The following is an 18,177-nucleotide window of genomic DNA, read 5'->3' as shown; positions in this document are numbered from 1 at the left end:
CTACGAATTTAGAAGTTTACTTCCCGATTATATAGGTCTCAAAACCTATGGTAGAAAGTTCTTTGTCATCCAATATACCGCGACCATCAAATAAGAATGCAGGTTTAAACATCTTATCATATATTTTATGCCAGTCGTAAGTATTAAATTCATCCCATTCTGTCATAACAGCTACTGCATGGGTATCTTCTGTTGCTTCATAGGGATCATTACATACGTGAACAAGCAATCTGTTCTCTGCCTCTGTTCTGCTATTTAAATAATCCAGATCTGCTAAAATTTGCTCTTCAGTAACTTTTGGATCGTAAACTGTTATTTCAGCACGCTCATTCAGCAAATAATCTGCAACATATATTGCCGCTGATTCACGCGTATCATTGGTATCCTTTTTGAAGGCCCAACCTAATAATGTAATTTTCTTACCAGATACTGTATTAAATAAGGTTTTGACTATTTTCTCCGCAAACCTTCTTTTTTGGTGATCATTCATTATAATAACCTGTTCCCAATAGTCGGCCACTGCATGCAAACCGTAGGATTTAGATATATAAACTAAATTCAATATATCCTTTTGAAAACAAGATCCCCCAAAACCTACAGACGCTTTTAAAAATTTAGGACCAATTCTCGAATCACTCCCTATGGCGCGAGCTACTTCATTTACATCAGCCTCTGTTACCTCACAAAGTTCTGACAATGAATTAATAGATGACACCCGTTGAGCCAGAAAAGCATTGGCAGTCAATTTTGATAATTCTGATGACCAGACATTTGTTGTAAGTATGCGCTCTCTGGGTATCCAGTGTGAATAAACATCTACTAGAGCCTGCTTTGCTTCATTACCCTCTACTGTATCATCTCCCCCTATCAAAACTCGGTCTGCTTCTAGTAAATCGCCCATTGCAGTTCCTTCTGCAAGAAATTCAGGATTTGACAAAATATCAAAACGAACACCACTTCCCGTATTTTCAAGAATTCGCTTTAAAGCTTCTGCTGTTCTAACAGGTAAAGTTGATTTTTCAACTACAATCTTATTAGATTTTGCCACAGAAGCTATTTGGCGGGCACATAACTCAATAAACTTAAGATCTGCAGCCATACCCTTGCCTATTCCATATGTCTTGGTTGGTGTATTTACAGAGATAAAAATCATATCTGCATCCAGAATCGCCTGATTCACATCGGTAGAAAAGAAAAGGTTTCTTCCTCTTGCCTCTCCCACGATCTCATCTAATCCCGGTTCATATACAGGAAGCAAACTTAAATCCTCATTATTCCAGGCAGCTATGCGCTTTTCATTAATATCTACAACAGTTACTTTTATCTCTGGGCATTTTTGCGCTATTACAGCCATAGTAGGTCCTCCTACGTAACCGGCACCAATACAACAAATGGTCTTAATCTTCATTTATTTTATATTTTGTTCGTAAATATATATTGCTCAATTTTAATCTTCTAATTATCCTTTTTTTTTTAGACGAAATCATCATAAAAGAGGATTACCGTTATCTATGCTGGAAGGGAGACGAAATATAGCCGATATTTGCCATATTTAGCAGTTGCTTACTTAACCTAAAAGTATTGGTATTTATCTCACGGATAGGTTTAGATATTAAAGCCTTCCGTCAACTGAAGATTTAATAAATCCCTTTACATCATATAGTACTGAATTCTCTCCCTTTAAAGCCTTAAAATCGATTTCTCGAAATAAACCATGTCCCACAGCCAAAACTATTGCGTCGAATTTCACACCCTCTATAGTATTTATGAGTTGAAGATTATAAACTTTTTTCAAAGCATCCGTACTTGCAACAGGATCGTAAACTGAAACGAGTGCTCCATAATCTTTAAAATCATTTACTATATCAATCACTTTGGTATTTCGCACATCTGGACAATCTTCTTTAAATGTTATTCCTAAAATGAGGATTTTACTACCAAGTATTTTAATGTCTTTCTTAGACATCAACTTTACGACCTGCGAGGCTACATATTCTCCCATGCTGTCATTTAACCTCCTGCCCGCCAAAATTATTTCAGGATGATAACCTATTTGCTTAGCTTTTTGAGCAAGATAATATGGATCTACTCCTATGCAATGCCCACCAACTAATCCAGGTTGAAAAGGCAAAAAATTCCATTTTGTTGATGCGGCCTTAAGTACTTCCTGAGTGTCAATTTCCATCCGGTTAAATATTTTAGCCAACTCATTAACAAAAGCTATATTGATGTCACGTTGTGAATTTTCTATAACCTTTGCCGCTTCAGCGACTTTAATACTAGGTGCCAGATAGGTTCCTGCCGAAATAACCGATTTATATAAACTATCTATGTTTTCTGCAGCTGCACGATTAGACCCAGAAGTAACTTTTAAAATCTTATCTACAGTATGTTCTTTATCTCCGGGATTTATTCGTTCAGGAGAATACCCAATACTAAAATCATTATCACATTTTAATTTTGAATTTTCTTCTAGTATAGGTAAACAAACCTCTTCGGTTGCGCCGGGATAAACGGTAGACTCATATATGACTATAGCACCACTTGTCATATTTAAACCAACCAACCTACTTGCTTCAATTAGGGAAGAAAGGTCTGGATTATCATTTTTATCTACTGGCGTTGGTACCGTAATTATATAATAATCATGCCCGGCAAGGTCATTTTTTAAAGAACTACAATACAATCCTATTTCCGTAGAATCTCTTTTTAAAACGGCTTGTATTACTTCTCCTGTTAATTCACCGGTGCTATCAATACCATCTTTAATTTCATCTATTCTTTTCTTATTGGTATCAAAGCCAGTCACTCTATATTTGGTTGCAAATAATCTGGCAAGCGGCAACCCAACGTAACCCAAACCTATAATGCAAATAGAAATATTCGTTTTCAATTCTGAAGCCAATCTTTATTTTATTTGAATTCATTCCAATACCAATTAATAGATTCTCTTAATCCATCATTGATATTGTAAAGGGGACGATACCCTAGTTTATCTTTAATTTTATCTATTGAAGCTAATGAGTGACTAACATCACCTGCTCTTTTAGGCCCAAAATCGGCCTGGACGCTATAAATATCGGGATCAAAATCCTTCAAAAATTGCTTTAATAATTCAACTAAGTCCAGAATGGTTGTACGTTCATTGCAAGCCACATTATAAATTTCATTAACAGCTTTTTCATCTTTAGTCATAAAAGCTAAAACGTTAGCCTGAACCACATTCTTTATATAGGTGAAGTCTCTTGAAAAACTTCCATCTCCATTAATAACAGGAGAATTATGGTTTACAAGTTCAGCAATAAATTTAGGGATTACCGCCGCATACGCTCCATCTTTATCCTGCCTTGGGCCAAAAACATTGAAATATCTTAACCCAATAGTTTCTAAGCCATAACTAACATTATAAACATGAGCATAAAGCTCATCAACATATTTTGTAACCGCATATGGCGACAAAGGTTTGCCTATTTCATCTTCCGTCTTAGGTAAGATTTTAGAATCTCCATAAGTTGACGAACTTGCAGCATAGACCACTCTTTTTACTCCCCCATTTCTAGCAGCTTCCAGAATATTTAAAAAACCGGAAATATTTACATCATTAGTCGTTATTGGGTCCTTAATAGAGCGAGGGACAGAACCTAATGCGGCTTGGTGACATATAAAATCACAACCAGCAGCAGCATCTTCACAATCATTATACTTTCTAATATCACCTTTAAAAAAATCAAAATTAGGATTTTCAAAAAAGGATTCTATATTCTTTAGCTTCCCGGTAGAAAGATTATCAAGACAGGTTACTTTAGCTCCAAGGTTAAGAAATTCGTCAACAAGGTGAGATCCTATAAAACCAGCTCCACCTGTCACTAATATCTTTTTTCCCTTTAAAACCTGCCTGTCCAAATAAGTTATTTTTCTTGAGCGGCTAAGATATAATTTATAGAATTAAAAGAGTAAAGACCACCCATAAAGTATTTCTTAACAAGATGAAGAAGTTCACGTTAAACTTATACTAAACCAGATAAGGAACTTGGTAAAAGATAAAAGCAATGGTAAATTTGATATCTATCAAAACTTCTTATACTAAATATAATGAACTATTTAAATTTAGATCCTAAAAAGACTAAAACCACAGTTGAACAACTCAATGTTCTTTTAGCAGACTACCACTTATATTACCAGAAACTTCGCAATTTTCATTGGAATGTCGTAGGTAAAAATTTCTTCGATTTACATGAAAAGTTTGAAGAAATGTATGATGATGCAAAATTAAAAGTTGACGAAATAGCCGAACGTATACTTACTTTGCGCTTTCAGCCATTGAGTAACTATACTGATTATCTAGAAAGCTCTAATCTTAAAGAGTCTCCCAGCGAGACAAGGGATACTGAAATGATCGATATTCTTCTAAAAGATCACGGGGCCATTTTAAAACAAATGCGTAGTACTGTAGAAGCTGCAGATGATGCCGGCGATGAAGGTACAATTGACTTGATTGGCGCATATATACGCGATCTTGAAAAGATAAGCTGGATGCTTGATGCATGGAGAATGAAAGCAACTGAAGATCACAAAAAAGCCTAGTTTTATATATGATAGCACAAGAATCTGAAAACGATAACATCAATTTTTTAGGCTTCGATTTCGGAAGAATTCTCGACAAACTTCAGGGTTGGGGAGAAAATATATTATTAAAACTGCCAAATTTCATTTTGGCAGTTTTAATATGTATAATCTTCTGGTTTCTTGCTAAATACGTTTCTAAGTTTGTACGAAATGTATTAATGCGAAAAGTTAGCCAGGCTTCTGTGAAAGTCATGGCCGGTAAAACAGCTTTTGCTGTTACTGTTTTGGTAGGATTTTTCTTTGCTTTAGGAGTAATGGATCTTGACAAGGTTCTTACTTCAGTTCTGGCGGGTGCGGGTGTTGTAGGTTTAGCTATTGGTCTCGCTCTACAGGGAACATTAAGCAATACATTTTCTGGTGTTATTCTTTCTTTCTTACCGCGTATTCAATTAGGCGACTGGGTTGAGACAAATGGTTTTGCGGGTTCGGTAGAAGATATAAACCTAAGAAGTATAGTAATTAGAGAGGCAGATAATAATTTTGTGATGATTCCCAATTCACTCATTATTGACTCTCCTTTTAAAAATTATACACAAACATCCAGGTCTCGCGTCTTTATAAATTGTGGTGTTGGCTATGAGAGTGATCTTGAATTAGTTGAAAAACTTACCGTTGATACAATTCTGAAAGAATTTCCTCAACAAAGTTCTGAAGAGGTTGAATTCTACTATCAGGAATTTGGCGACAGCTCAATTAATTTTGTTTTACGATTCTGGGCAGATGTACGTAAAAAACGAGATATCTTAAAAGCACAGAACATTGCTATAAAAGCGATCAAGAAAGTATACGATGCTCAAGATATCAATATTCCTTTCCCTATACGTACTCTTGATTTTGCTAAAAACAAGTTTAGATCTGAAACCCTCACAATAGCTCAATCAGACAATTCATCAGAGGGTACTGAGAAAGTAGTATCACCAGATTCAGATTCATAATTTATGCGCGCATTCCTAATTGCTATATCAGCGGCTTTTGTTTTCAATAGTTGTCAGGATTATGGTCAACTGGAAAAGAGAGCTAGTTTATCACGAAGTCTCGCAGAAATTTCAGGTATAACTAAATTACCTTCTTCACCACTAATTTTTGCGATAGCTGATCATGGTAATCCTAATCATATATATGCCATAGACTCTACTGGTTTTATTCAGAAAGAAATTGTGGTGGCTAATGCACTCAATACAGATTGGGAAGACCTCGCAAATGATGGCAAAAATCGGGTTTTTATAGGTGATTTTGGGAATAATGAAAATGACAGGCGAGACTTGTGCATTTACTCCGTTAGCATTCCGGAAAATATAAAGGAAATAGACACTGTGGTTGCCACCAAAACATCTTTTTCTCTTGCAGACCAGAAGGAATTTCCACCCAGCTTATATAACAGAAATTATGACATAGAATCATTCTTTTTTAAGGATGATTCCTTTTATCTATTCACGAGAAACCGAAGCAGAAAAGAATTTGACGGTACAACGAAAGTCTACAAAGTACCCGCCAGAACCGGAAATTTTTCGGTAGAACCCATAACTAGTTATTCCATTTGTGATGATTCCAAAGACTGCTTTCTCACAGCTGCAACATTAGGTCCCGATAATAAAACAATCCTTTTACTTACATCTAATAAAGTCATTAAACTTAGTAACTATACTGGTCACGACTTTTTTGGTGGTAAAATTGAAACTATTGATCTAAAATATGATTCTCAAAAAGAGGGAATTTGCATGAAAGACAGTTCTAATGTTTACATAGTTGATGAACGCAGAGCGCAACTAGGCGGTAATTTGTATTCTCTATCTATCAAATAATTATTTTCGCTTAAGCTGCTTTAACTGGAATATATCCTTTCTTCTGTCAACCAGATTACGCACGCTTCCATATTGATTCAATTCTTTCAATAGATCTACATCCACATCAGCAACCAGTATCATTTCTGCGTTAGGTGTTGCTTCAGCTTTTATACCATTAGTAGGAAACTGAAAGTCACAAGGCGTTAATACCATACTTTGCGCAAATTGCATATCCATATTGTGCACTTTGGGAATATTACCCACACTACCGGCAATGGCAACATAACATTCATTTTCTATAGCTCTTGCCTGAGCACAATGTCTCACACGACTATAGCCATTTTGAGTATCAGTTAAAAAGGGAACAAATAAAATATCCATACCCTGATCTGCGAGAATTCTGCTCAACTCTGGAAATTCTACATCATAGCAAATAAGAATGCCTATTTTCCCGCAGTCTGTATTAAAAGTTTTTATAACATCTCCACCTGTCATACCCCAAACTTTAGCCTCATCTGGAGTTACGTGAAGCTTGTAAAATTTTTCTATAGTCCCGTCTCGCTTACATAAAAAACCAACATTATAAAGTTTGCCATCTTCAAGATAAGGCATACTTCCGGTTATAATATTGATGTTATAACTAACTGAAAGTTCTGAGAATTTATCGCGTATACGCTCAGTATATTTTGCCAGTTCTCTAATTGCGTCAGGTTCTGACAAATGATTATATGCTGCCATTAATGGAGCATTAAAAAACTCAGGGAAAAGAGCAAAATCTGATCTGTAACCTGAAATTGTATCGATAAAATATTCTGCCTGCTCTATAAGCTCTTCAAAATTCTTATACGTACGCATTTGCCACTGTACAAGACCTAGTCTTACCACCGTCTTTGTGGCAATAGGTTTCTTGGCAGGTTTTTGATAGTAAATGTTATCCCACTCAAGCAGAGCTGCATACTCTTTAGAGGCCTTATCCCCTTCCAGATAATTGGTAATAATTCGTTTTACATGAAAGTCATTACTCAATTGAAAATCAAGTACTGGGTCACTTATTTCGCGTGTGCGCACCTTTTCTATATATTTTTTTGGCGAAATTTTATCTGCATATTGATGATAATTAGGCAGTCTGCCTCCAAAAACAATGCGCTCCAGATTTAAGTTCTCACAAAGCTCTTTTCTGTAATCATATAAACGTCTGCCAATGCGCATTCCGCGATACTCGTGACGTATAAAAATATCTATACCATAGAGTACATTTCCCTTAGGCGTATGCGTATTAAAACTTTCATTTCCCGTGATCTGCATATACGTATGCGAATCTGTGAACTTCTCATAATTCACAACTATTGACAAAGCACAGCCAGCGATCTCCCCATTAACTTTGACGACCACCTGACCTTCAGGAAAAATACTTATCAACTTCTGTACATCCTTTTTCTCCCAATAAGGATCAGGAATATTAGGATATACCGCTATCATTATATTTTTTAATTCTTCGTAATCCTTGATTTTTAAATATTCAAGATCTACAGAATCTATTTTTTCAACCTTATCTATTGCATCCATATGAATCAATTTTCGCTTTAAGCGAAAAATATTTTAGAAGTTAAAACCAAAACCAAACGAAACTCTCAAACCTTCATCTGAGGTGAAAAAATTAAAAGTTCCGCTAAGGGCATCTGCACTATTCACCCAGAAACCAAGGCCGTAAGAATCATGCCAGATTTTAGAATCAGGTGCTCTGTCTGACCATACACGCCCAATATCATACCCGCCAAAAATCCCGATTTGAAGGGGTAAAATCGACGTTTTCAGGGTATTAAACGCATATCTCAAATCTGCAGATCCGGCTAGAGCTGTTTTACCGGTAAAGCGTTCAAAACGATAACCTCTTAGTCCTGTGCGTTGCCCTAACCTTGCAGCCTGATAGAATTGATAGTCGTCACCAAATCTAAACTGTGCCTGACCAAGTGTTTTTAACACCAATTTCCTATCAGTAGAGATCGCATTATAAAACCCAAGACTGGTGTTAAGGTAACCAAATATACTATCTGTACGCTCAATATTATCTGTTATACCACCAGTAACATTAAAATCCATACCCCGTGTGGGTGCAAGACTGTTATCTGCACTATGGTATTCATACATCGCTTCTATAGATCCAAAATAATTACGGTCAATAACTTCTGTCAGGTAGTTGTCATTTACAAAGCGACCTTCATTTCCTTCTACATCTATGCTTTGAAATAAACCTCTAACTTTAAACGTACTACCATAATCTGAATTCTTTAATAAACCCGCAGAAGCTTCAAATCTGTTCTGGCGTACACGATTGTAATCCATCCCCAGTTCATCGTCATAGTTTTCGGTCTCATTTCCATAACCAAAGAAGTTCTGGGCATAATTATGCGTGGTTAATCTACCTGTAATAAGCAAATTCCAATTATCTTTTATTCCGGCAAACTCTCCTTCGTATCGCAGATCAAAACCCTGCGTCGCAAAAAAGTAACCAGCCTTAAACCTATGTTGCTGACTAAATGGATTTCGCTGAAAAGCATTTACAGTATAAACATCGCTCAGTCCCAAACTTATACCTTCATCTGGATTATAACCAAAAGCAGGCGTTATGATGTTAGTGCGCAAAATTTGTTTTTGATAATCATAAGTATTGTAATCGTAATTATCTGTAAATCTAAAATTGGCCCCGCCTTTTTCTTCTATTGTATTAGGTAGACTTTCATGGTCATAGATTTTAAGTTTACGACCGTTTTCTATACGGTAAATATCGTTGTTTTGCCCACCGATTATGCGTATAAAAATAGGATTATCACCTTTTCCTTTCACTTCAAAAACATCATCGTCATCAAGGCCAAAGACCCAAATTTGGTTTGTCTCTTTAGATAAGTAGCTTCTGTCTAAAATTACGTCTGCCTTTTTGCCGTCTTTAATACGCCACACCTTTATAGTAGTCTCATTGTCACCTCTGGTAATTTCGAAATAATCATCTTTATCTGTACCTGTAACAGTTTGTAATTTTGCGAAATAGTCAAAATATTTTTCTGTGATATCAACAATATTATCGCGTCTTCCTTTCAGGTTCTTTTTAATATCATCAATTGAGTTTCCTGTTCTAACTTCAGGAGGAAGATCTAAAAAGGCTTTCTCTATGATTGAGTCTGATATATGATCTTGAATGTAATGTGCCTGCGTCATCCATACTTCTTTACCAGATTGTTGAGCAAGCGCTCTGTCTAGTTTTATACCGGCATTATTAAACCACTTAATATCTTTTAGATTCTCATCGTAGACCTGAAATTGTTTTGCTGCACCAAATAAAGCTCTGGCGATATCCAGAATAGTACCATCAAAATTTGTAAAGACCTGATCTCGGTCTCTGGGTATAGCCACGTAAACATCTTTACCATCCTGATTTTTATATTCTGCCCAGCGCCATTGGTCATTATGCCTGTCCCAATCACCTATTAGCATATCAAAAATTCGGGCTCTTATATAAGCCGTTTCATCAATGACATTTTCTTCATCACTCCTTATTTTGTCAAGAATATCATCTGTACTTTCTATATCATCTGGATAATTAAAAATAGCTCCCTGGTATTCTTCAGCAGGGCGCTCTACGATCATATACAACTCATCACCATATTTGTCATTATATTCTCCCAGAGCAGGTTGTTTAGGAACATAATAGAGCTCTGGAGTTGTATTAAGCACTTTCACGGCATCGCTTAATTTTGGAATAGCGAAAGCTCCGTACGGGTGTGAAGAAGTATAAAAGTCCTGAATAAGTGATTCTGGCAACGTATTGCGCAAATCATCTTCTACTTCTTTATCTTTTAAAATAACAGCTTGTATGAATTGAACAGCACTCTTGCGCAGAGCCCGCATGTTATATTCTTTTCCGTTCTTTTTAGATTTTAATCTTAAAGAGACTGTCTGGTGTCCGCCTCCGGGACGAATTACATCAAGACCGCCATAAAGCGTATCTAGTAATGCCACCGGTGCAGTCACTTTTTTGCCATATACTTCGCGATAATGATCTCCCCAAACCGATTTGAAAAAATCTGACTTCTCTGTTTCTTCCACATTATAAACCGACGCCTTAACTGTTTTGGGGAAATTGGTTTTAAAGGTAGAAGCATCATAAACAGGCTTAGGAGCATAAACTTCTTTTTGAAATAATAATTTTGGTTCAAAATCACCATCAGACCCATAATATCTTACCCATGATGAACCATCATCAAAAACATCTAAAACAGCAAAACCTTGCCCTCCATAACTAAATAAGCCATCTCTTCCCAATGCTACATACGATGACTTTGACCCTGATCCTGACACAATTTGTTTAATGCCATCATCTTCTATATACTGTAAACTATGCTCGTGACCAGATGTAAATATCACACGGTCATAATCTTTAACGAGAACCTTAATACGCTTCATTAGCTCATTGTATTTCTCATTAAATCTATCCTGCTTAGAAACACCACCCTGTGTACGTATTTCAGTTACAAGGGACCCTAAAATGGGTACGGGAATCTTTTTTTGAGAGGGATATAAATGCTTATTAAAATCAAATTTACCGCCGTGTACACCATTTGTATACATGGGATGATGCATTGCAACCACAATTGTTTTTTGTTGGTTCTTTTTAAGCTCTCCGGCAAGTTCTATAAAAAACTTTTCTCTTGTTTTAATCTCGCACTTATCATTGATTTTTGGGTCCTTATCCCAGTCCTCAAGATACCATTGAGTGTCTATAACTATTAAGTGTAATTTATCATCAATATCATAACTCTCAAGCGGGCAGCCGTCTTCTGGTTTAAATATTTTTTCATCCTTAAATTTCTCTTCAAAATATTTCTGCTCACGCTCAAGCCCGTCAGATCCTTCATTATACCAATCATGATTACCAGGAATAAAAAAAACCTTACCCTCATGTTCTTTAACCGCATCATACTGCGCATCCAGACGGTACTCAGAGATTGCGCGCCCTTTGCCATCTTTATCAGGCATTCCCTCAGGATAAATATTGTCTCCTAAAAAAATTGTATAGTTATCTCCTTTATTTTGAGTCTTGAGAAAGTTCTTTAAAGTTGCCAGACCTTCTGTAGTCTCACCTAGATCTGCATAACCAGCATCACCTACCAAATAAAATGTCTTTTCTATTTTTTTATTCTTAGGATAACTGCCCTGATCAATCCCTTTTTTATATTGAGCGTCGTAGCTGGCGCACGACGAGAAAATGATAAGAATAAGAACTGTTAGAAGTATGTTATTTTTTGACATCAAAAATAATTTGGAGGTTTTTTTTAGTACTTTTCACTTACGATTAATTGTAAACTTATGTCTGAAACGGTAGAAAAAGCACCTGAAATTATCACAAAAACAGATCAATTTGTGCTTAAATTATTTAAGGAAAAATTGCCTAATAGCTTTCTATACCACAACTACAATCACACTGTAAGGGTCGTTAAAAGTACTAAAGAAATAATCGAAAATTCTCAAATTAATGTTAAACAGGAAGAGGCGCTTCTGCTCGCTGCATGGCTGCACGACATTGGTTATACAGAACAGAGAGAGGGCCATGAAAAAGCAGGCGCCGAGATCGCAAAAGCTTTTTTAAAAGAACAAGGGGAAGATCCTGAAACAATTGATCTGGTGGTAGATCTTATTCTTTCTACTATCATGAAAACAGAACCAAAATCTGATCTGGAACGTATCTTAAAAGATGCAGACAACTCACATTTTGCAAAAGACTATTATGCAGAAACCAGTGAGTTTCTTAGGCAGGAACTTAACCTTACCGGTGTTGCTAACTACTCCCCTGCAGAGTGGCGTGAAGAAAATATTAAGATGTTTACAGAGAAGCATAAATTCTATACAGATTATGCTGCCAGAAACTGGAAACCACAGAAAGATAAAAACCTGATTGATCTTCTTAATAAAAAGAAGAAGCAAAAAAAGAAATTTAAAAAAGAAGAAGTTAAAGCTAAACTTAAAGCGAAATATAAAGATGAGAGCCCAGACAGAGGTGTGCAAACTCTTTACCGCACAACTCTGCGTAATCACATTAAACTAAGTGACATTGCAGATACTAAGGCTAACATTCTCTTATCTGTAAATGCTATTATCATTTCTTTGGCTCTCGCCAATGTGATCCCGAAACTTGACTCACCAAGCAACAGGCATCTAATGATTCCAACTTTAATTTTGGTGCTTTTTAGTGTAGCTTCAATAATTCTGTCAATAATGTCTACCAGACCAAATGTGACAACAGGTGAGTTCACCAGAGAACAAGTAATGAAGAAAGAAGTTAACATTCTGTTTTTTGGCAACTTTCATAAAATGGCTTACGACCAGTACCAATGGGCTATAAATGAACTCATTCACGATAAGGATACCATCTACGAAGCGCTTACAAAAGATTTATATTTATTGGGAATTGTGTTGAATAAAAAATACATGCTTCTGCGGAAAACATATACAATTTTCATGACTGGTATAATTGCTTCAGTTGTAAGCTACATAATCGCCTTCTGGCTGATGTAAGTATTAAAATCTAATCTAAAATTTCAATAAGATCTTCGTAAGTGATTGTTTCATCAGTCACTTTACGAGGAGCTGTAGATGGTGAATATAATACCTCAACACGTATTGCTTTTAAACCCACTACGCCTTGCACATCTTCTAATTCAAGATATTCCACGTTTTCACCTAAATACGATTTGCGTTGCAGATATTTAATGTAACGACCGTACTCTTCCTCATCAGATTCCTGAGAGTAAATAATAGCTATTTTTCCTTTTTGGGTGATACGCTCATCAGTACCGCGAATTAAAGCTTTATCTATACGCTTTTTAATAATTTCGTATCTCGCATTATACGTACCATCAACATCAAACTTCTTCTCATCCATTCTATAGCGAATGGAAAGTGTGGTGCTGAAAACAAGGATTAAAGAAGCAGCATCCAGCTGTAGCTTGGCCCCATGCTGTTTGTGATAAAAATGATTCTCCATCTCACACATTGTACGCAGCTGCCATAAACGTAAGTTATACAAGTAAACCATACTAAACTTCTCCTTACGAGTCATAGAAGCACCTATATAGATATTATGATCTACGCCATCAGTTTTATAACGTTCGAAATAATGAGGAAATATCTTTTGAGCTTCCTGCTGTTTACGGTCAAGAAAAGTTGCCAATTCCTGATTTATTAACTGTACGGTCTCGTCGTAATGTCTTCGATTCTCATAGATCAAACCTGTTTCAGGACGTATAGCCGCCTGATAATTCTCTATTGCTCGTTTAATTTCAGGAATTGTAGTATTTAAATGATTAAGCAATGGGTTTACCTCATCCCGAAGTAAATTAAAAACTTGCGTTTCGCTAGAAGCGCTTAAACTTTGAGAAATATCTTCAATGAATTCTTCAATTCTAAATTTCACCTGCTCGTAAATAGGCAGCGGCTTCGTTTCCATAGCCATATTTAAGATATCATCAACAAGTTTTAATTGTATCAATATATCCTGCTGTATTGCCAGATTACGCTCTTCTGAAGAACCTACAATATCAATTTGACCATACAGTGGGTAGACTTCCTTAAAAGCAATATCCTTAAACGAGGCAAACTTACCGGCCTGTTGATTTGCAATAAATCTTTTAGCTTCTTCTTCAAACACCCATAAAACACTGGGATGAATACTTGTGCATTCACTTTGAATAACCGCTTTTATTCTATTTTCAGACTCAAATCTTCTGCGTTCTACAGTGGCAACGATATATGGAATAATATCGTCGAGCTTCATCGCATTTACAGAGTTCAATTCATTCCTAGTACCTGAAACTAACTCCAGAACAGCAAGCAACTTTTTGCCTTTAAAAATTGGAGCCAGAATACAGCTTTTTACTCCCTGGTTTAATAAATTCTCAGATAGCAGATTGTACTTAGTATCTATTGCATACTGCTCAACATCTGAAATGCAGAAATACTTCTTGTTTTTTATTAATGTATCGTAAGCACCGCCGCAAAGAGTCTGGCAGCAATCATTTCTATTTTCTTTATCAAGAATATAACTGGTTGCAAATTCCTTATCCATTTTAATAAAGCTGTCATCATCTTCATCAAACTGAGTAAAACCAATTTTTAGATCGGCCATGTTAAAAATAGACTGAAATATCTCTTGAAATTGAGGATAATCTGCTGTTTCCTGTATTGTATTATCATAAAGCAAATTCGTCTTCAGTTCAGATATCGCATCTTCTACAGTAACGTCTGTTAGGTTTAGAATTGTGATTCCTTTTAGAATCCAACTTTGAGGCGGAAAATACTGCTTCCACAAATCAATATTGTCTACTTCCTGTACAAGTTTATTTACAATTTCGTCAGTGATCTCAATAGCATCTTCTTTTGGCTGAAGCGAAACAAAATCAGCATTCATTGCAATTCTATAATGTCTTAGAAGACCTTTCTTATCAGGAATATCATAGAATAAAGGTTTTGTAAAATCGAGATTCTTATCGTAATACGTATTGAGAATAACGATACACGCAAGAATGTAGAACATATCCTCATCCCAATTACGCACTTTCAGCTCAAAATCATCACCTGCATTTTTTAATATGCTGGCAAAACGCTTTGTAGGATTGAATAAAATACTTTGAAAAGGTACCGCGGCAGCTTTTATTTCATTTTTGGTTAAAACCGCAGGAAATAAATTATCAAGCAGAACGCGTATAGGATCTTTATATTTATCAAGATCATTAAAGTCACTTATCCCTTCAATCAGGTTAGGAAATGACTGTGCGTAGTCAAGCAACGACTGCATGTAATCTTTAGAAATACTACTCTTAGAAGACTCCATACGATCCCTAAGCTTATCCAGAACTTTGTTAAAGCTCAGATTTATTTCGAAAGGAAAATCTTCATTATTATTCATAGAGGTAAATCTTAATTACTAAATATAATAAATCTTGTTTAATACTTAATAGTAGCTTTAGTCTTTAACAAGGGTTTAAGCTTACTAAAAATAACGGGTAAAGTTAATCGCCTCATTTATAAAACCGGCAATCTAAGGATAAAAACCTGCCAAAAAAGGACTAAAATCGCGTATATTGCCAGCCGAAAAAATAATTAATGATGAAGAAAATATTTTTGCTCGCAAGTAGCTGCTTTTTTATGCTCTCTTGCGCAACAGATACAAATTATGAAGTATCTGGAACAATAGACAACCTTGAAGATGGTACTGCCGTTTATCTACAAAGAATAGACGAGAACAAAAGGCTGGCTGCTGTTGACACTACCACAATTAAAGATGGAAAATTCACTTTTAAAGAGGAGAAACTTGCAGAACCAGAAATGAATCTGCTCACAGTAGAAGGTATTAATGCAAATGTAATTTTCATTGCTGAGAACGAAAAAATCAAAATCACCGCATATAAAGACAGTCTGCGCAGTTCTAAAGTAAAAGGTGGAAAAGAGAATGAGTACTTCGGCGAGTATTTTAATGAAGTAATTAGCAGCTCTAAAGAGAAACAAAAATTACAGCAGGAAGGAATGGCTGCTATGCGATCTGGCCAGTCTGAAACTATTGAGGTAATTAAAAATGAAATGGAAGCTATAGATAAATCTTCTACTCGCAAGAGACTAGCTCTTATTGATGAGCATCCCGATGCTATGGTTTCTACTATAATTCTCAACGATCTTATAGGAACAGGTATGCTCACTGCTGATGAGGCAAGTGATGCTTTTGATTCACTTTCTACGAAACTAAAAGAAAGCGCAAAAGGCAAAGAAATAAGTGAAGTAATAGCCAAAATGAAAGCTCAGGAAATAGCTTCTAAACTGGCAAGCATAGGCAATGCAGCACCTGAATTTAGCGCTCCCACTCCAGAAGGAGATGAGCTTGCTTTAAAAGATGTGCTGGGTAAATACACCATTGTAGACTTCTGGGCGAGCTGGTGCAGACCTTGTAGACAAGAAAATCCTAATGTTGTAAAACTATACAACAAGTATCATGATAAAGGTCTTAACATTATAAGCGTTTCTCTGGATCGTCCAGAAGAAAAGGATCGCTGGTTACAGGCTATAGAAAATGATAAAATGGATTGGTACCATGTATCTAATTTAAAATACTGGCAAGACCCTATTGTACGTCAATACGGTATTACTGCTATTCCCGCAACATACTTACTTGATGAGAAAGGAATCATAATAGACAAAAATCTACGTGGTGATGCTCTAGCAGAAAAGTTAGAATCTCTCTTAGGAGACAGCTAAAACTAATCGATTTTAATAGAAAAAACCGGATTTCTTTATCAGAAATCCGGTTTTTTTATGCCTTTTTCGGTCTAAAAATTCTCCTTATTGAGCTTCAATTTCTGCGCTCACACTAGCCGAAAGTCTTTTGTAAGTTCCGTTTTCAAGACGCTCACGTATCGCTGAGAATGCGTCTAATGTTTCTTCTACATCTTGCAATGTATGAGAAGCTGTAGGTATCATACGCAATAGGATTAATCCTTTAGGTATTACAGGATACACAACTATTGAGCAAAATACACCGTGATTCTCACGTAAGTCTTTTACAAGTGCCATTGCTTCAGGAATGCTTCCTTTAAGGTAAACCGGCGTTACACAACTTTGTGTTGTACCAATATCAAAACCTCTTTTCTTAAGTCCGCCCTGAAGAGCATTTACATTCTCCCAAAGTTTCTCACGCAATTCTGGCATGGTGCGTAACATCTCAAGACGTTTTAATGCCCCTACCACTAATTGCATTTGCAATGATTTTGCAAACATTTGTGAGCGTAAGTTATATTTTAAGTAATCTATGATCTCCTGGTCTGCAGCTATAAAAGCTCCCGTACTTGCCATAGATTTTGCAAAAGTCGCAAAATATACATCTATTTTATCCTGAACTCCCTGCTCCTCACCGGCACCAGCGCCCGTTGCTCCCAGTGTACCAAAACCATGAGCGTCATCTACAAAAAGTCTAAAATTGTATTTTTCTTTAAGAGCTACAATCTCTCTAAGTTTTCCTTGCTCACCACGCATTCCAAAAACACCTTCAGAGATCAAAAGAATTCCTCCTCCTGTCTGCTCTGCTAATTTTGTTGCGCGTTGCAGGTTCTTTTCTATACTTTCTACATCATTGTGTTTGTAGGTAAAACGCTTACCCATGTGCAGACGCACACCATCAATAATACAGGCGTGAGCATCAACATCATATACAATAATATCATCTTTAGATACAAGGGCATCAACGGTAGAAACCATTCCCTGATATCCAAAATTCAATAAATAAGCAGCTTCTTTATTTACAAAGGCAGCAAACTCATTTTGCAGTTGCTCATGCAGGTCTGTATGGCCACTCATCATTCTGGCTCCCATTGGGTATGCCGAACCATAACTTGCCGCAGCTTCTGCATCTACTTTTCTAACTTCAGGATGATCTGCAAGTCCTAAATAGTCGTTGATACTCCAGGTAATTACTTCTTTTCCCTGAAATTTCATTCGGTTTGAAATAGGTCCTTCCAGTTTTGGGAATACAAAATAACCCTCAGCCTGCGAAGCCCATTTACCTAAAGGACCTTTGTCCTTATAAATCTTGTCGAATAAATCTCTCATACATCAAATTTCAAACAAGTTGCAAAACTAAGCAAATTTAGCCTCAATGCAATATTTTAACAACTAGGGGTTATATATCAAAAAAAGCCTCTGATCCCACAGAAGCCTTTCATATTATTAATTT

The 18,177-nt window shown here is 36.2% G+C and carries 12 protein-coding genes; 5 read left to right on the top strand and 7 right to left on the bottom strand.

Annotated elements, in window-relative coordinates; translation table 11 throughout:
* Window positions 1–16 precede the first annotated feature (16 nt).
* From ACH3O9_RS12985 to ACH3O9_RS12975, 3 genes are all read right to left on the bottom strand, one after another.
* Window positions 17–1,408, bottom strand: coding sequence for a UDP-glucose 6-dehydrogenase (locus tag ACH3O9_RS12985; protein ID WP_416441107.1), 1,392 nt, complete (start codon window positions 1,406–1,408; stop codon window positions 17–19).
* Between the two features lie 204 nt (window positions 1,409–1,612).
* The gene (locus tag ACH3O9_RS12980; RefSeq protein ID WP_416441105.1) at window positions 1,613–2,905 is read right to left on the bottom strand and encodes a nucleotide sugar dehydrogenase; all 1,293 of its coding nucleotides are present in this window, start codon (window positions 2,903–2,905) and stop codon (window positions 1,613–1,615) included.
* 8 nt (window positions 2,906–2,913) lie between these two features.
* Window positions 2,914–3,873, bottom strand: coding sequence for an SDR family oxidoreductase (locus ACH3O9_RS12975; protein WP_416446694.1), 960 nt, complete (start codon window positions 3,871–3,873; stop codon window positions 2,914–2,916).
* Between the two features lie 219 nt (window positions 3,874–4,092).
* On the opposite strand from ACH3O9_RS12975, the gene ACH3O9_RS12970 reads away from it, so the two are divergent.
* Genes ACH3O9_RS12970 through ACH3O9_RS12960 form a run of 3 tightly spaced genes read left to right on the top strand, consistent with a single transcriptional unit; the run spans window position 4,093 to window position 6,428 of the window.
* Window positions 4,093–4,584 (top strand): Dps family protein, encoded by a 492-nt coding sequence (locus ACH3O9_RS12970; RefSeq protein WP_416441103.1) that lies wholly within the window; start codon window positions 4,093–4,095, stop codon window positions 4,582–4,584.
* 8 nt (window positions 4,585–4,592) lie between these two features.
* Window positions 4,593–5,561: a mechanosensitive ion channel family protein gene (locus ACH3O9_RS12965; RefSeq protein WP_416441101.1), complete on the top strand. Its 969-nt coding sequence runs from the start codon at window positions 4,593–4,595 to the stop codon at window positions 5,559–5,561.
* A 3-nt stretch (window positions 5,562–5,564) separates the two neighbouring features.
* On the top strand, window positions 5,565–6,428 hold the full coding sequence (locus tag ACH3O9_RS12960; RefSeq protein WP_416441099.1) for a hypothetical protein: 864 nt from the start codon (window positions 5,565–5,567) through the stop codon (window positions 6,426–6,428).
* Here the strand turns inward: ACH3O9_RS12960 and ACH3O9_RS12955 are convergent, their stop codons facing one another.
* A complete protein-coding gene (locus tag ACH3O9_RS12955) occupies window positions 6,429–7,976 on the bottom strand; it encodes a bifunctional GNAT family N-acetyltransferase/carbon-nitrogen hydrolase family protein (RefSeq protein ID WP_416441097.1) in 1,548 nt (515 codons plus the stop codon).
* A 33-nt stretch (window positions 7,977–8,009) separates the two neighbouring features.
* Window positions 8,010–11,714: a metallophosphoesterase gene (locus ACH3O9_RS12950; protein WP_416441095.1), complete on the bottom strand. Its 3,705-nt coding sequence runs from the start codon at window positions 11,712–11,714 to the stop codon at window positions 8,010–8,012.
* 57 nt (window positions 11,715–11,771) lie between these two features.
* Here ACH3O9_RS12950 and ACH3O9_RS12945 point away from each other — a divergent pair, with 57 nt between their 5' ends.
* Window positions 11,772–12,977 (top strand): Pycsar system effector family protein, encoded by a 1,206-nt coding sequence (locus ACH3O9_RS12945; RefSeq protein ID WP_416441093.1) that lies wholly within the window; start codon window positions 11,772–11,774, stop codon window positions 12,975–12,977.
* 10 nt (window positions 12,978–12,987) lie between these two features.
* Here the strand turns inward: ACH3O9_RS12945 and ACH3O9_RS12940 are convergent, their stop codons facing one another.
* Entirely contained in the window at window positions 12,988–15,366 is a 2,379-nt protein-coding gene (locus tag ACH3O9_RS12940) for a GAF domain-containing protein (RefSeq protein WP_416441091.1), read from the bottom strand.
* A 197-nt stretch (window positions 15,367–15,563) separates the two neighbouring features.
* Here ACH3O9_RS12940 and ACH3O9_RS12935 point away from each other — a divergent pair, with 197 nt between their 5' ends.
* Window positions 15,564–16,706 carry a redoxin domain-containing protein gene (locus ACH3O9_RS12935; protein ID WP_416441089.1) on the top strand — a complete coding sequence of 381 codons (1,143 nt, stop codon included), beginning with the start codon at window positions 15,564–15,566 and terminating at the stop codon, window positions 16,704–16,706.
* A gap of 84 nt (window positions 16,707–16,790) precedes the next feature.
* Here ACH3O9_RS12935 and ACH3O9_RS12930 read toward each other — a convergent pair whose 3' ends face one another.
* Window positions 16,791–18,053 (bottom strand): aminotransferase class I/II-fold pyridoxal phosphate-dependent enzyme, encoded by a 1,263-nt coding sequence (locus ACH3O9_RS12930; protein ID WP_416441087.1) that lies wholly within the window; start codon window positions 18,051–18,053, stop codon window positions 16,791–16,793.
* Window positions 18,054–18,177: the final 124 nt, after the last annotated feature.

Source organism: Leeuwenhoekiella sp. A16 (assembly GCF_047946675.1).
Taxonomy (GTDB): Bacteria; Bacteroidota; Bacteroidia; order Flavobacteriales; family Flavobacteriaceae; genus Leeuwenhoekiella.
The sequence above is the reverse complement of the archived record's forward strand: the minus strand, read 5'-3'. Positions and strand labels throughout refer to the sequence as shown.

Bases quoted from the DNA above. Each gene is read 5' to 3' on its own strand.
- ACH3O9_RS12985 (WP_416441107.1), bottom strand. From the start codon at position 1,408: ATGAAGATTAAGACCATTTGTTGTATTGGTGCCGGTTACGTAGGAGGA.
- ACH3O9_RS12970 (WP_416441103.1), top strand. From the start codon at position 4,093: ATGAACTATTTAAATTTAGATCCTAAAAAGACTAAAACCACAGTTGAA.
- ACH3O9_RS12965 (WP_416441101.1), top strand. From the start codon at position 4,593: ATGATAGCACAAGAATCTGAAAACGATAACATCAATTTTTTAGGCTTC.
- ACH3O9_RS12960 (WP_416441099.1), top strand. From the start codon at position 5,565: ATGCGCGCATTCCTAATTGCTATATCAGCGGCTTTTGTTTTCAATAGT.
- ACH3O9_RS12955 (WP_416441097.1), bottom strand. From the start codon at position 7,976: ATGGATGCAATAGATAAGGTTGAAAAAATAGATTCTGTAGATCTTGAA.
- ACH3O9_RS12950 (WP_416441095.1), bottom strand. From the start codon at position 11,714: ATGTCAAAAAATAACATACTTCTAACAGTTCTTATTCTTATCATTTTC.
- ACH3O9_RS12945 (WP_416441093.1), top strand. From the start codon at position 11,772: ATGTCTGAAACGGTAGAAAAAGCACCTGAAATTATCACAAAAACAGAT.
- ACH3O9_RS12940 (WP_416441091.1), bottom strand. From the start codon at position 15,366: ATGAATAATAATGAAGATTTTCCTTTCGAAATAAATCTGAGCTTTAAC.
- ACH3O9_RS12935 (WP_416441089.1), top strand. From the start codon at position 15,564: ATGATGAAGAAAATATTTTTGCTCGCAAGTAGCTGCTTTTTTATGCTC.
- ACH3O9_RS12930 (WP_416441087.1), bottom strand. From the start codon at position 18,053: ATGAGAGATTTATTCGACAAGATTTATAAGGACAAAGGTCCTTTAGGT.